14 protein-coding genes and 1 riboswitch are annotated in these 13,586 nt (G+C 73.5%); of the genes, 8 read left to right on the top strand and 6 right to left on the bottom strand.

Translation table 11 applies throughout. The features are described from left to right. The first annotated feature begins 293 nt into the window (after positions 1-293). The 6 genes from JWQ92_RS08110 to JWQ92_RS08135 all read left to right on the top strand — a co-directional run bounded on the left by JWQ92_RS08110 (position 294) and on the right by JWQ92_RS08135 (position 4,420). Complete coding sequence (locus JWQ92_RS08110) at positions 294-1,052, top strand: gamma-glutamyl-gamma-aminobutyrate hydrolase family protein (RefSeq protein WP_297343957.1); 759 nt, start codon at positions 294-296, stop codon at positions 1,050-1,052. An 83-nt stretch (positions 1,053-1,135) separates the two neighbouring features. Next, a complete protein-coding gene (locus JWQ92_RS08115) occupies positions 1,136-1,486 on the top strand; it encodes a hypothetical protein (protein WP_297343958.1) in 351 nt (116 codons plus the stop codon). A gap of 46 nt (positions 1,487-1,532) precedes the next feature. Further along, positions 1,533-2,126: a helix-turn-helix domain-containing protein gene (locus tag JWQ92_RS08120; protein WP_297343959.1), complete on the top strand. Its 594-nt coding sequence runs from the start codon at positions 1,533-1,535 to the stop codon at positions 2,124-2,126. A gap of 329 nt (positions 2,127-2,455) precedes the next feature. Next, a complete protein-coding gene (locus JWQ92_RS16910) occupies positions 2,456-2,863 on the top strand; it encodes a phenylalanine--tRNA ligase beta subunit-related protein (protein ID WP_367276719.1) in 408 nt (135 codons plus the stop codon). Position 2,864: 1 nt separating this feature from the next. Continuing rightward, positions 2,865-3,530, top strand: a complete 666-nt coding sequence (locus tag JWQ92_RS08130) for an FMN-binding negative transcriptional regulator (protein ID WP_297343960.1) — start codon at positions 2,865-2,867, stop codon at positions 3,528-3,530. Further along, positions 3,527-4,420, top strand: coding sequence for an EamA family transporter (locus JWQ92_RS08135; protein ID WP_297343961.1), 894 nt, complete (start codon positions 3,527-3,529; stop codon positions 4,418-4,420). The genes JWQ92_RS08130 and JWQ92_RS08135 overlap by 4 nt, the downstream gene beginning before the upstream one ends. Before the next feature lie 38 nt (positions 4,421-4,458). Here JWQ92_RS08135 and JWQ92_RS08140 read toward each other — a convergent pair whose 3' ends face one another. Both JWQ92_RS08140 and JWQ92_RS08145 read right to left on the bottom strand, forming a co-directional pair. After that, positions 4,459-5,031 (bottom strand): TetR/AcrR family transcriptional regulator, encoded by a 573-nt coding sequence (locus JWQ92_RS08140; RefSeq protein WP_297343962.1) that lies wholly within the window; start codon positions 5,029-5,031, stop codon positions 4,459-4,461. Beyond that, positions 5,028-5,609 carry a sugar O-acetyltransferase gene (locus JWQ92_RS08145; RefSeq protein ID WP_297343963.1) on the bottom strand — a complete coding sequence of 194 codons (582 nt, stop codon included), beginning with the start codon at positions 5,607-5,609 and terminating at the stop codon, positions 5,028-5,030. The genes JWQ92_RS08140 and JWQ92_RS08145 overlap by 4 nt, the downstream gene beginning before the upstream one ends. A gap of 67 nt (positions 5,610-5,676) precedes the next feature. On the opposite strand from JWQ92_RS08145, the gene JWQ92_RS08150 reads away from it, so the two are divergent. Both JWQ92_RS08150 and JWQ92_RS08155 read left to right on the top strand, forming a co-directional pair. Further along, positions 5,677-6,909 carry an MFS transporter gene (locus JWQ92_RS08150; RefSeq protein ID WP_297343964.1) on the top strand — a complete coding sequence of 411 codons (1,233 nt, stop codon included), beginning with the start codon at positions 5,677-5,679 and terminating at the stop codon, positions 6,907-6,909. Positions 6,910-7,054: 145 nt separating this feature from the next. After that, entirely contained in the window at positions 7,055-8,083 is a 1,029-nt protein-coding gene (locus JWQ92_RS08155) for an AAA family ATPase (RefSeq protein WP_297343965.1), read from the top strand. 21 nt (positions 8,084-8,104) lie between these two features. Here JWQ92_RS08155 and JWQ92_RS08160 read toward each other — a convergent pair whose 3' ends face one another. The 4 genes from JWQ92_RS08160 to JWQ92_RS08175 all read right to left on the bottom strand — a co-directional run. Next, the gene (locus JWQ92_RS08160) at positions 8,105-8,719 is read right to left on the bottom strand and encodes a TetR family transcriptional regulator C-terminal domain-containing protein (RefSeq protein ID WP_297343966.1); all 615 of its coding nucleotides are present in this window, start codon (positions 8,717-8,719) and stop codon (positions 8,105-8,107) included. Positions 8,720-8,840: 121 nt separating this feature from the next. Next, positions 8,841-11,030, bottom strand: coding sequence for an EAL domain-containing protein (locus tag JWQ92_RS08165; RefSeq protein WP_297343967.1), 2,190 nt, complete (start codon positions 11,028-11,030; stop codon positions 8,841-8,843). A 76-nt stretch (positions 11,031-11,106) separates the two neighbouring features. After that, positions 11,107-12,309, bottom strand: a complete 1,203-nt coding sequence (locus tag JWQ92_RS08170; RefSeq protein ID WP_297343968.1) for a GAF domain-containing protein — start codon at positions 12,307-12,309, stop codon at positions 11,107-11,109. Between the two features lie 18 nt (positions 12,310-12,327). Beyond that, a riboswitch (cyclic di-GMP riboswitch) is annotated at positions 12,328-12,402 on the bottom strand. Positions 12,403-12,507: 105 nt separating this feature from the next. Continuing rightward, positions 12,508-13,586: bifunctional diguanylate cyclase/phosphodiesterase (locus JWQ92_RS08175; protein WP_297343969.1), on the bottom strand; the 1,079-nt coding region annotated here is incomplete at its 5' end.

The following is a 13,586-nucleotide window of genomic DNA, read 5'->3' on the forward strand; positions in this document are numbered from 1 at the left end:
GCTCGACGGCGCCCAGCGAGGCGGCGGCCGCCGGGGCGGGCGGGGGAGCGGCGGCCGGATCCGCATCGGCCGCAGCGCCGGTCAGCGCTCCGTACCGTGCGACGTCCTCGCGGCTCGCACCCGGCGCGTAGAGCGATCGCCGGGCCCGCTCGAGATCCATGGGATCCACAGGCGAACAGTAGGGGTGTGACCATCCGCACGACAGCCCCGCCCCTGCGACCGGCACCGTCCGGGGGGAGGATGGGGGCGCCCTGAGGAAGCCCCCACGGCACCCGAGAACGGAACGGAACGACATGACGACCGACCGACCCGCCGTCGGGATCCCCGTGCGGCTGCCCGCCGACCTCGGAGGCGCGACGGACGGGCCCCTCGCCGTGATCGACGACCTGTACGAGTGGATCGTCGACATGGTCGGCCGGGCGGGCGGGCGGCCCGTCCGTCTCGACCCCGACCTGCGTGAGCTGGAGTCGTGCGCGGGGTTCGTCGTGCCGGGTGGGGGCGACGTGGACCCCGCGCTCTACGGAGGCGCCAGCGGCGATCCCTCGCTCTTCGGCGTCAGCACGGCGCAGGACGGGCTGGACGCCGCCGTCATCCGCTTCGCGCTCGAGCACCGGCGCCCCGTGCTCGGCATCTGCCGCGGGATGCAGCTGCTCAACGTGGTGCACGGCGGGACGCTGCACGTCGACCTCCCCGAGAGCGCCGTCGTGCACCGCCTGCCCCCGGCGGAGTCCTTCGAGCTGGCCGTGCACGACGTGCACCTCGTCGACGGCACCCGGTGCGCGGCGGCGTACGGCTTCCGTGCGAGCATCCCCGTGACGTCCGGGCACCACCAGGCGGTCGACCGCGTCGCACCGGGTCTCCGCACGGCGGCCACCGCCGGCGATGGTCTGGTCGAGGCCCTCGAGTCGGCCGACCCCGCGGCCTGGGCCGTCGGCGTGCAATGGCACCCGGAGACGGCCTCGCCGGACGACGGTCTCCGCCTGCCGCTGTTCCTGGCGCTGACCGACGCGGCGCGCTCGCGAAGGCTTCCCGACGCGGCACAGCCCGTGTGACGCGGCGCCGCCGTCGGCTTCGCGCTCCATCGGTCACCGGGCACCTGTGGCGCCCGCCCTGCACCGAGGGCCACCATGCAGCTGTGAGCGAAGCGGAGACCCGGCAGGTCATCGAGCGGTACTTCGACGCGTTGGGCACCGACGGATTCGATCGGATCGTGGACACGGAGGTCACGTGGACCGTCGTGGAGACGGGGAGGACTGTGATCGGCGTCACCGAGGTCCGCCGTCACCTCGATGCCCTGCATGCGGCGATGGCCGACACGGCCACTCGCCCGCTGATCGTCGGAGAGGCTTCCGCCGTCCTCGAGGGCGATGCGGCGGCCGGCGCCGAGCGCATCCCCTTCTGCGTCGTCTACGAGGTCCGGGGTGCGTCGGTCGTCGCGATGCGCCTGTACGGGCGTCTCGAGGGCGCCGTGCTCCCGGGCGGCTGAGGACGCTCCCGACCGAAGGCACGAATAGTGCAGTATGCTGCACGGGATGGACACCGACACCGCGGCTCTGGCGTCCGCGATCGGGGCCCGGATACGCCGCGAGCGCCAGGCGCGCGGCTTGACGCTCGACCGGCTCGCCGAGCTCGCGCAGGTGAGCCGGCGGATGGTCGTGAACGTCGAGCAGGGGGGTGTGAACCCCAGCGTCGGGACGCTCCTCCGCCTCGCGGACGCCCTCGGCGTCGGCCTGCCCGCCCTGGTGGAGACCGTTCGGCCGGCGCCCATGGCGGTGGTGCGCAGCGGCGAGGGTGCCGTGCTGTGGACGGGCGAGCACGGGGGCCGGGGCGTGCTGCTCGCCGGCACGGAGCCTCCCGAGGTCGTCGAGCTGTGGCAATGGACCATGGCGACGGGGGAGCGGCACCAGAGCGAGGCCCACGCCGCCGGCACCCAGGAGCTGCTCCAGGTGCTCGAGGGGCGGCTCGTGCTCGAGGTCGGTGGCGAGACCGTGGAGCTGACGCCGGGTGACGCCGTCCGGTTCCGCGGTGATGTGGCGCACGCGTACGCGGCGGACGCGCTCACGCGATTCGTGCTCGCGGTGTTCGAGCCCGGCGTCGGTGCGAGGACGGGGCGCACCGGTGCCTGATGCCCCGCGGTTCGAGGCCCTCCTGGCCGGCGCCTTCGTGGCACCCGAGGTGTTCGCCCTGCGGCCGGACTACCGCGCCGTCCTGCTCGTCGCGGACGGGATCGAACCCGCACCGAGCGATCCGGCGAGCGACGGCCTGCTCGACCAGGCGGAGACGGTGGCCCGGCAGCGTCTCGAGGCGCAGCCGGTGGAGGATCTGCCGCAGGTCGCGGCATGGCGGGAGGCCTACCGGACCTTCGGCGCCAAGCCGAGCCGCACGCGCAACAGCGTCGAGGCCCTGCTGCGGCGGGCGTCGACGGCCGGCCTGCCCCGCGTCAACCGGCTGACCGATCTCTACAACGCGATCTCCATGCTTCACGAGGTGCCGATCGGCCGGCGAGGACGCCGATCGCTACTCCGGACCCCCGCGCCTCGCCCGGGCCGATGGCACGGAGGTCTTCGACACCGTGGACGCCGGCCGCGAGGTGACCGAGCACCCGGATGCCGGCGAGGTGGTGTGGGGCGACGACGCGGGGGTCACCTGCCGGCGCTGGAACTGGCGCCAGGGGCGCCGGACGCGCCTGCTCGACGACACGACGGCGGCCCTGTTCATCGTGGACGCGCTCGCGCCGCTCGACGACGAGGGGCTCGCCCGCGTCGCCGACCGCCTGGAGGAGCGGCTCGCCCTGCTCGGACGCCGCGTCGTCGTCACCCGCCGCACACTCGCCGCACCGCCGGCGCCGACACGAGGAGGCTGACATGCTGATCCATCCCTGGGACGCCGCGCTCGATCAGGACGAGTGGCGCCGCTGGCTCGCGACCACCGACCGGTTCGGTGCGCTCGCGGTCAACAACGTGGATCCGGGGCAGGCACCCCTCCTCGTGCCGACCCACTTCACGGTCGCGGGCGACGAGCTGCTGCTGCACCTCGCCCGCCCGAACCCCGTGTGGCCGCATCTCGAGGCCGCCCGCGAGGTCCGGTTCGCGGTGACGGGGGACGCGGCGTACATCCCCGGGTACTGGCGGGCCGCCGAGGGCGTGGCCGAGCCCGACGGCGTGCCGACGAGCTACTACGCGTCCGTGCAGCTCGTGTGCCGCCCCACGGTCGTCGACGATGCGGGGGAGAAGGCGGCGATCCTCACCGCGCAGCTCGCCGATCTGCAGCCCGAGGGCATGCACGCCGACGTGCACCCCGACGCGGCCCCTTACGGGCGGATGCTGTCCGGCATCCGCGGCCTGCGGCTCCAGGTGCTCCGGGTCGACGCGAAGTTCAAGTACGACGACGCGAAACCCGTCGAGCTCCGAGCCCGCGTGACCGAGCGGCTCGAGGAGCGGCGGCGCGGCTCCGACCTCGCCGCGGCCGCCCAGCAGCGACGGCGACTCGGCGCCATCGGGGACTGGCGCGGTCGGAGCCGGCCGACATGATCCGGCGGCCCACGTCCCCGCCGCCCTGGGGCCTCGCCGTCGCCGCGATGCTGTCGGTGCAGCTCGGGTCCGCCCTGTCGACCGGCGTCATCGCCGCCGTCGGTCCTGCGGGGACCGCGTGGCTGCGGCTCTCCATCGGTGCCGTGGTGTTCATCGCGATCGCGCGGCCGCCCCTCCGGTCCGTGCGGCGGCGGGACCTGCCCGCGCTGCTCGGGCTCGGCGTCACGACCGGGCTGCAGACCGTCGCGTTCCTCGCAGCGATCGCGCGCATCCCCCTCGGCACCTGCGTGGCGATCGAGTTCCTCGGCCCGCTGACGGTCGCGGCGGTGCGCAGCCGGACCCGCCGATCGCTGGCCTGGCCCGCCCTCGCGCTCGTCGGGGTCGTGCTCCTCACGTCGCCCTGGGCCGGCGCCGCCGATCCGCTCGGGGTGCTGGAGGCCGCGCTGGCCGCCGTCGGCTGGGGGATCTACATCGTCCTGACTCAGCGCGTGGGCGACCGCTTCACGGGCATCAGGGGACTCTCCCTCACCGTGCCGATCGCCGCGCTGACGGCCGCCGCTGTCGGCGTTCCGCAGGCCGCTGGGCACCTCACGGTCGGTCTCGTCGTCTCGGCGGCGGGGCTCGCCGTCCTGCTGCCCGTGCTGCCCTACGCGCTCGAGATGCTGGCGCTGCGGCGGATGCACCCGACGGCCTTCGGCACCCTCATGGCGCTCGAGCCCGCCATCGGCCTCGTGCTCGGCCTGCTCGTGCTCCGGCAGGTCCCGACGCCGCCGCAGATCCTCGGCATCGCCCTCGTCGTGCTCGCCGGTGCGGCCGCGCAGCGTGCACCGGACGCCCGACGCCGCCCTGAGGTCCCGCTGGTCGGGCCGACGCCCGACGCCCTCGGCTGACGCGCGCCGCGTGCGCACGGGAGTCGCTGTCGGACCGCTCAGCCGCCGGTGATCCGGCGGACGGCGTCGACCACGACCTCGCGGCCGTGGGGCTCGATGTCGAGCGCCCGGTGGATCGTGAGGCCCTCGATGAGCGCGTCGAGCATCCGGGCGGTCGTCGGATCGAAGTGGCGCTCGAGCGCTCGCCGGCTCCGCGCCATCCAGGCGTTCGTGATGTCGCGGAAGGACGGGTCGCGGGCCGCCAGGGTGTAGAGCTCGTGCGTGAGGACGAGGTCCCGCTGGGTGTCGAACACGTCCTCGGCGATGATGGCCACGACGGCCTCGCGGGCGGCGGCAGCGTCGGCGGCGGTCGCCATGCGCCGCTCGAACTGGTCGCTGACCGTGGTGCCGAAGCGGGTGAACGCCTCGTGCAGCAGCTCGTTCATGCCGCTGAAGTGATACGTCATCGAACCGAGCGGCACGTCCGCCGCCTCCGCCACCCGTCGGTGCGACGTGCCGGCGACGCCCACGTCCGCGATCACGTCGAGGCAGACGTCGATGATGCGGTCGCGGCGGCCCGGGTCGGTCCGCCGGCCTGCGGACGGCTGCGGATCCGCGTCGGCCGTGGTCACGCGAGCTCCCGCAGCACCCGGGCCGGGCTGCCGACCGCGAGCACGTTCGCCGGGAGGTCGCGGGTCACCACGGAACCCGCGCCGACGACCGTGTCGTCGCCGATCGTGACCCCGGGGCAGACGATGACGCCGCCGCCGAGCCAGACGTTGTCGCCGATCGTGATCGGCTTCGCCGCCTCGAGCCGATTCCGACGGGGCTGCGCCTCGAGCGGATGGACCGGCGTCAGCAGCTGCACGTTCGGGCCGATCTGGCAGTCCTCGCCGATGGTGATCGGCGCGACGTCGAGGGCGGTCAGGTTGACGTTGACGAAGGTGCGGGCGCCGATGGAGAGGTGGTCGCCGTAGTCGACGTGGAGGGGCGGCTTGACGAACGCGTCCTCGCCCAGGTGCCCGAGGAGCTCGGCGAGGATCGACAGCGCCGTCCGCTCGTCCTCGATCGAGGCGATGCGGTAGCGCTCCGCCAGCCGCACCGCGCGCTGAGCGCGCCGCGCGTTCTCCGGATCGTCCGCGATGTACCAGTCCCCCGCGAGCATCCGCTCCCGGTTCGTGCGCGCATCACCGGGGAAGGGGTCGCTCATCCCGCCACCTCTCGACTCGAGTGTACGACTGTACACATCGGTATGCGTACGACCGTACACTGTCGCTGTGACCGCTGATCGGACGTCCTCCGTCGCCCCCGCCGCCTCGACCGGGCTGCCGTCGCTCTCGGCCTGGCGCAACGCCGTCTTCGTGATCTTCGCTCTGCAGGGGTTCTCGTTCGCCGCGTGGGCCAGCCGGGTGCCGCAGGTGCGGGACATCCTGCACGCGAGCACCGCGGAGATGGGGCTCGTGCTGGGCGGCCTGGCCGTCGGCGCCGTCGGGGGCCTGCTCGGCTCCAGCCACATCGTCAGCCGCCTCGGCGCCACCCGGACCATCCAGGTGCTCTACTGCATGGCCTCGGTGGGGCTGCTCGGCGCCGGTGCGGTCGTCGCCTTCGCTCCGAACCTGCCGGCGCTCGTCGTGCTCCTCGCCGTGTTCGGTGCGGGCACGAGCATCGTCGACGTCGCGATGAACCTGTCGGGCGCGGCGAACGAGCGGGCCATCGGCCGCACGATCATGCCGCTGTTCCACGCCTCCTTCAGCCTCGGCACGGTCGCCGGCGCGGGTCTCGGCTCCTTGCTCCTGCTCGTCCACGTGCCGATCGGCGTGCACCTCATCGGTACCGCGGCGCTCGCCGTGGTGGTGACCCTCGTGCTCGTCCGCTTCCTGCGACCCGCCGAGCACCAGCCGGAGCACGGCGAGGAGGCCGCGCCGTCCGGCTGGCGCGCCCGCCTGACGGTCTGGCGCGACCCGAGGGTGCTGCTGATCGGGATCATCATCCTCGGCATGGCGTTCGCCGAGGGCAGCGCCAACGACTGGCTGAACCTGGCGATGGTGGACGGGCATCACGTCGGGCAGGCGGCCGGCGCCGCCGTCTACGCGGTGTTCGTCGCCGCGATGACCGTGGGTCGGATCGCGGGCGTCCCGCTCCTCGACCGCTTCGGCCGGGTGCCCGTGCTGCGGGTGTCCGCGCTCGCCGCGGTCGTCGGGCTGCTGCTCGTCATCGTGGTGCCGGGGGTGCCGCTGGCGATCGTCGGCGTGGTGCTGTGGGGGCTCGGTGCCGCGCTCGGCTTCCCGGTCGGGATGTCCGCCGCGTCCGACGACCCGCGCACGGCGACCGCGAGCGTGAGCGCCGTCGCCACGATCGGCTACTGCGCCTTCCTCATCGGGCCGCCCGTCATCGGCTTCCTCGGTCAGCAGTTCGGCATCCTGAACGCCTTCGTCGTGGTGCTCGTGCTCATCGTGCTCGCGGGCGCGGTGTCGGGCGCCGCCCGCCCGGTCGCCCGCGCCGGAGCCTGAACCGGTCGCCGGACCGCAGGGGGGCGCAGCTGCTCGACCGGGACGATCGGCGGTCCCGTCGCCCGTGCTGCGGCACTCGGGCAGGCCCGGGCTTCCCGAAGGGCGCCCACATGGGACGGCCCCGAGCGACGCCTATGCTCCCCGCATGGCCGCCGCCCGCAATCCGCTCGACGAGCTGCGCGACACGCTCGGGCGGCTGGGCGAGCAGCTGAAACGGCCCGGCCTCGACGGCGTCGACGACTTCGTCGGTGAGCTCTTCGGTGGCCGTACTCCGCCCGCGCGACCCCTGTCGGCGGTGCAGGCCGAGCTCGACTCGCTCATCGGGCTGGAGACGGTGAAGGAGCAGGTGCGTGCACTCGTCGCGTTCCTGCAGGTGCAGGCCCGCCGCAAGGCTCACGGCCTGCCAGAGGTGGCCACGTCGCAGCACCTCGTGTTCCTCGGCAATCCGGGGACCGGCAAGACGACGGTCGCGCGCCTCCTCGCCGAGATGTACCGCGCGGTCGGGCTGCTGCAGAAGGGCCACCTCGTCGAGGTCGATCGGGCGGGCCTCGTGGGCCAGTACGTCGGCGCGACGGCGCTGAAGACCGACCGCGTGATCCGGCGCGCACTCGACGGGGTCCTCTTCATCGACGAGGCCTACTCGCTCGCCCCGGAGGGCGAGGGTCGGCTCGACTTCGGTCCGGAGGCGATCGAGATCCTCCTGAAGCGCATGGAGGACCACCGCCACCGCCTCGTCGTCATCGTGGCCGGGTATCCCCGGCTGATGGAGGCGTTCCTGTCCTCGAACCCGGGCCTGCGGTCACGCTTCGCCCGGGAGATCACGTTCCCGGACTACTCGACCGACGAGCTCGAGGCCATCTTCGGCACGATCGTGGCTCAGAACGAGTATGTGCTCGAGCCCGGCGCCGAGCAGGCACTGCGTCGCATCCTCGGTGGTCTGCGACCGGGCGAGGACTCGGGCAACGCGCGGTTCGCCCGCACCCTCTTCGAGCAGGCGGTCAACCGTCAGGCGCTACGCCTCACCCGCGGGGACGAGCGCGGCGTCGAGGCGCTGGACCGCGTGGACGTCACCACGATCACCGCCGACGACCTCGCGGCGGCCGCGGTGGCGCTCGGCGAGGGACCGCAGCCCGAGCGCGAGCAGTCGCGCTGGTGGCGTTGGCTGCTCAGCTGACGGCCGAGTGGCGCCGGCTCCTCAGCTTCCCGTGGCGAGCGCCGCGGTCAGCTCCGAGCCCCAGACCAGGCCGAGCTCGGCCTGCACCACACGGGTGAGCAGCCGCATCCGGTCGAGATCCGACCGGTAGCCGATGAGCTGGTAGGCGTTGATGCCGTCGATGAGGGACAGCACGTGGGCCGCGATCTCCTCCGCGTCGGCCTGGGGGAAGTCGCCGCTGCGGGCACCGCGCCGGATCACCGAGGCGACGAGCCCGTGCCATCCCGCCTCCCCCTGCTGCACCGCCTCGCGCATCCCGGGCTTGCGCCGGGTGAGGGCCCATGCCTCGAGCCGGATGGCGTCGCTGTCCTCGGGCGGGGTGGCCAGCCAGTTCAGCAGGCGCCGCATCTGCTCGGCGGGCGACGGGTCGGCGAGGATGGCGCGCTTCACCTCGGCGAGCTCCGCGATGCTGAGCCGGAGGTAGGCCTCGGCGGCAACCGCGTCGACGTCCACGTCGAGCTGCTGCTCCGGCACCCCGAGTGCCTCCGCCAGCCGTTTCGAGTCGATCGCCAGGAGGCCCTCGGTCTGGAGCACCTCGGTCGCGGCGTCCACGACGTCCTCGTGCTCGACGACCCGCGCGCGCTTCCGACCCAGCACAGCTCTCCCGCCCGCGAACGATCGCATGACCGGTCGCCGGTCGATCCTCGCCGCTCGATCCTGGCCGGATGATGAGCGGCGCGCCGGAATCCCTGATCCGGGCCGCCTCCAGAACCCGAGATCAGCGCCACGCGGAGTCGAGGTAGGCCTCCACGGCCCCGGGCGGCAGCGGCCGGCTGATCAGGAAGCCCTGGGCGCGGTCCGCGCCGATCCGGCGCACCCGGGCGAGCTGCTCCGGGGTCTCCGCCCCCTCCGCGACGACCCGGAGCTGGAGTCCGTGCCCGAGCGCGACGATCGCGGCCGCGAGGTCGGCTCCTTCCGAGGCCTCCCGCTGCACGAAGTACCGATCGAGCTTCAGCTCGCTGATCGGGAGGTTCTGCAGCTGGCTGATCGCCGTGTAGCCGGTGCCGAAGTCGTCGAGCGCGATGTGCACGCCGAGCTCACTGAGGCGCACCGCCTGCTCCGCCAGCAGGTTCTCGTCCGGCGCCAGCTGGGTCTCGGTGAGCTCGAGCGTCAGCGCCTCGGGCGGGAGACGCGCCGCCGCGAGCTCGTCGAGCACGCCGTCGGCGAAGGTGGGGGAGGCGAGCTCGGCGCTCGAGACGTTCACCGAGATCGTCAGGCCGGGGCGGTGGCGGCGGAGATCCGCGCCGAAACGGCAGCTCGCGCGCAGCATGTGACGCCCGAGCTCGATGATGTCGCCCGTGGACTCCGCGACGGGGATGAACCGCGCCGCGGTGAGGAGGCCGAGCTCCGGATGGTCCCAATGGGCGAGGGCCTCGAGAGCGACCACCCGGTCGGTCCGCAGATCGAGCTGCGGCTGCCAGTACGGATGGATGAGCCCGCGTCGGGCCGCCTCGGGGAGCTCCGTGCGGATCCGCTGCTCGGGCGGCATCGCGACGGATCCGGGACGGCCCCCGCGCCGGGCCTTGCGCCAGTACATCGCGGAGTCGGCCGTGTGGAGGAGCGCTTCGGCGGTCGTCGCCCGCGACGCCCGGTTGACGCGCCCGCTCGTGGCCGTGCCGAGGGACAGGGCGACGCGGACCGGGACCCCCTCGATGCTGAGGGGCTCGGCGAACGCCGTCTCGACGCGACGGACGAGCGCATCCACCTCGAGGGATGAGTGGACGCGCGGGACCAGCACCACGAACTCGTCGCCGCCGACCCGGGCGACGAGGTCGTCCGGTCGCGCGGCCGCGACCAGACGGGCCGCGACCTCCTGCAGGACGCGGTCGCCCATGCGGTGGCCGAGCAGGTCGTTGGTTCGTTTGAAGCGGTCGATGTCGCAGTAGACGACGGCGGTCTTGCTGTCGGCGGTGCTGCGTCCGAGCTCCTCGCCGAGGCGGTCCGTCAGCACCGTGCGGTTCGGCAGCCTCGTCAGGGCATCGATGCTGGCCGCCTGCCGGACCTGCTCGAGCATGCGGGCGTTCTGCAGGGCGATGGTGGCGATCGCGGCCAGCTCGGACAGCCCCTCCGTGGCGCGCTCGAGCCGGCCGGGATCAGGCGCCGACGACCAGCAGGCGAGCAGCAGACCCGGCAGCTCGCCGTCCGACGGCATGGGGATGCCGACGAGCGTGTGGATGCCGAAGTGCGCGAGCGTGCGGCGCATGAAGCCCGACGCGGTGTCCAGCGTGCGGAGCACCGGTTGCCGCCGGGACACGATGTGCTCGAGCTCCGGGCTCTGCTGGGGTGAGGAGCGGTAGGTGCGGGCGTCCTCGATCCTGGCGCCCCATCCGGCGACGGCGAGCATGGCCATGTTGTTCGCGTCCGGCGCCCATTCGGCGACGGCGGCGGCATCGGCGCCGCTCACCTCGCAGATCGCATCGGCGACGCCCTGCAGGACGGCCTGCAGCTCCGTCTCCCGCGTGAGCGACTGGGCGAGATGGAGCAGCAGCCGGTCGGTCGTGCGCTGCTGCTCGACGCGGTCGAGCAGCTCGCGGGCCCGGACAACGCCCGTCACGTCCGTCTGGATCACCGCGAAGCGGGTGAGCACGTCGCCGTCGCGCAGGGGCCACACGATCGTCCGGGTCCAGAAGGCCTCCCCGTTCCGGCGGTGCTGCCGCACGAGCTCGTTGCACGCCCCGCCGTCGGCGAAGCAGCGGCGGATGGTGGCCAACGGCCCCGAACCCTCCGCCGGGCCGGTGAGCAGCGCGAACGGACGTCCGACCACGTCCGCGGGGGTGCGGCCGGTCATCGCCGAGAACGCCTGGTTGCTGAAGAGGACGATGCCGGTCGCGTCCGTCACCACCGCCGCGGCGGGAAGCGCGTCGAACGCCCGGTCCGGCAGGGTGATGGCTGATCGGGATGCCGGCATGCGGGCATCGTCCTCCTCGCTGGTGAACGACGGGCCGGGCGTCCTCGCCACTCCTCGCTGACGCCCGCCCGCCGAGTCATGACGGCTGCAGGGCGGGCCGTTCGCGGAGCGCCGTCGCCCAGAGCTCCTGCTCCACGCGGCCGGCGAAGTCCTGCAGCGGCAGCAGCTCGGATTCGAGCATGCTCCGGGGCGTGCTGCCGATGATGCAGAGGGCGCCGATCCGGTAGCCGTCCCACGTATGGATGGGATAGCCGGCGTAGAACCGGATCGGATCCGGCCCTTCCGTGAGGGGGTTCCCGCGGAACCGGGGGTCGCGCTGGGCGTCGTTGACGAGGGTGAGCCCGTCCGCCTGGATCGTCTGGTTGCAGAACGCGAACTCGCGGGAGACCTCGGCCGCTTCGGCGTCCGTCGAGGCCTGGGCCCACTGCAGGTCCCCGTCGATGATGTTCAGGTGGGCCGCGTCGGCCCGGAAGGTGACCTTCGCCTGGGTGACGATGTAGTCGAGCAGGCTGTCCCGGTGGTTCGGCCGCAGCCGCATCTGAGCGAGCGCCCGCATCCGGGGTCGCTCGGGGTCGGGCCGGTTGCGGAACGCGCGTGGGGTGTCCGGGGTCGAGCGCGCCTCGAGCGCCCGGAGCCGGGGATGCAGCCGGTTGACGATCGCATCCGCCCAGATGGCGTAGGTGGTCGCGGAGGGCACGATGCCCATCGTCATGCGGGTGCCCGCGGACGGCAGCGAGTCGAACGTGACGCCGAACAGGAACGACACGGCGGCCACCTCGGCCGCCATCTTGTCGATGGTCGTGCGGACACGTCGCGAGGGCAGTCCGAGCATGCCGGTGTCCTCGCACGGAGCGTCGTAGATCACGATGGTCGCCTCGGTCGCGCACTCGTCCTGCAGCGTGTTGCAGAGCTGCTCGATCCGGCGTCGCCAGCGATCAGGGCGGCCGCAGGACCGCGCCGCCTCGGCGTCGAGGAAGACGACGATCGCGTCGTAGCGGCGCAGACGCAGGCCTCGGACGCCTTCGAGGGCGCGCGCGGCGGTCGGGTCGTCCTCGACGATCACGTCGAGGTCGACGCCACGCCCGGTCCGGGCGGACAGCTGGTCGGCCACGTGGCCGGGCAGGCCCAGGTTGTGGCTGCGCAGGCCGAGTCCGCGCAGCACGCCGCCACCGAGCATGAGCACCCGGTGGGGCTGCCAGCCGGATCGACGCACCGCAGCGACGCGGTCCGGCGCAAGCGCCGGCGTGGTTTCGGGCAGGCGGAAGGTCGGAATGGACACGGTCCAGCTCGTCTTTCGGTCGGTGGCCCGGCTGGCCTCGAGGGCCCCGTGGCTTTGCGTCGCCGGCTCGCGCCGGGTTTGCCGTTTCGGGAAGGAAGTGCTGAGAACCGGTGCGCCGCAAGGCCGGTGATCCCCAGTGGTACCGATACAACCGGTGAACGGGGCTGTCTGCCAGCGCCCGTTCGGGGTACAACCGCGTCAGTCGGCGGCGACCTGGACCCTCGCGGTCAACCGGCGGGCGAGCTCGTCGAGGGGCATGGGTGCCGCGAGCGCGAACCCCTGCGCCCGGTCGAAGCCGACCGCTCGTGCCCGGGCGAGCTCGTCGTCGCTGCCGACCCCGACGGCGACCGTGCGGAGGCCGAATCCGCGCGCGAACCCCACGATGCCGGCGAGCAGGTCGAGCCGTTCGGCGGCGGGCAGCTGCACCGCGGATCGGTGCACCTTCAGCTCGGTCAGCGGGAGCTCGCGGAGCTGCGACAGTGAGGTGGGATCGGCGCCGAAGTCGTCGATGGCGACGCCGATGCCGTTCGCCGCGGCTTCGGCGAGGCGCCCGAGCGCCGCGGCGCGATCCGCCGGCAGCCGGGACTCCGCGACCTCCAGCGTCAGCGCGCCGGCGGGGAGCGAGGCGTCCGCGAGGGCCGCCATGACGTTGGCCACGAAGCCGGGGAAGTCGAGCTCCTCGCTCGAGACGTTCACGGACAGGCGGAGCCCGGGCGCCCCTGTCCGCAGCCGGGCGACGTCCCGGCAGGCCTGCCGCACCACGAAGTGCCCGATCGCACCGATCTCGCCGTTCATCTCGGCGATCGGGATGAACTCGTCGGGGTACACGGTGCCGAGCACCGGATGGATCCACCTGACGAGCGCCTCCACGGCCACCCAGCCCCCGTGCGCGAGGTCGACCTGCGGCTGGTACTGCACGGCGATCTCGCCCCGGCCGACGGCGCCGCGCAGGTCCGCGGCCAGCGTCTGGAGCCGGCCGAGCGAGACGCCCGCGAGCGCACGGCCGCCCCGGCTCTTGCGCTGGTACATCGCGAGGTCGGCGGCCTGGATGAGCGCACGCCCCGCGGCCGAGGGTGAGACCTCGGGCGACGGATCGCTGCTGAAGGCGAGTCCCATGGAGAGCCGGACCGAGACCGTGCGGTTGCCGATCCGGAGCGGGACGGCGAGCGCCTCCTCGAGCCGACGGATGATCGGCTGCACCTCGTCCTCCCCGCTGACGTGCTCGAGCACGATCACGAACTCGTCTCCGCCCACCCGGGACACGGTGTCCCCCGGGC

The organism is Amnibacterium sp. (genome assembly GCF_025463795.1).
In the GTDB taxonomy this organism is placed as follows: domain Bacteria; phylum Actinomycetota; class Actinomycetes; order Actinomycetales; family Microbacteriaceae; genus Amnibacterium.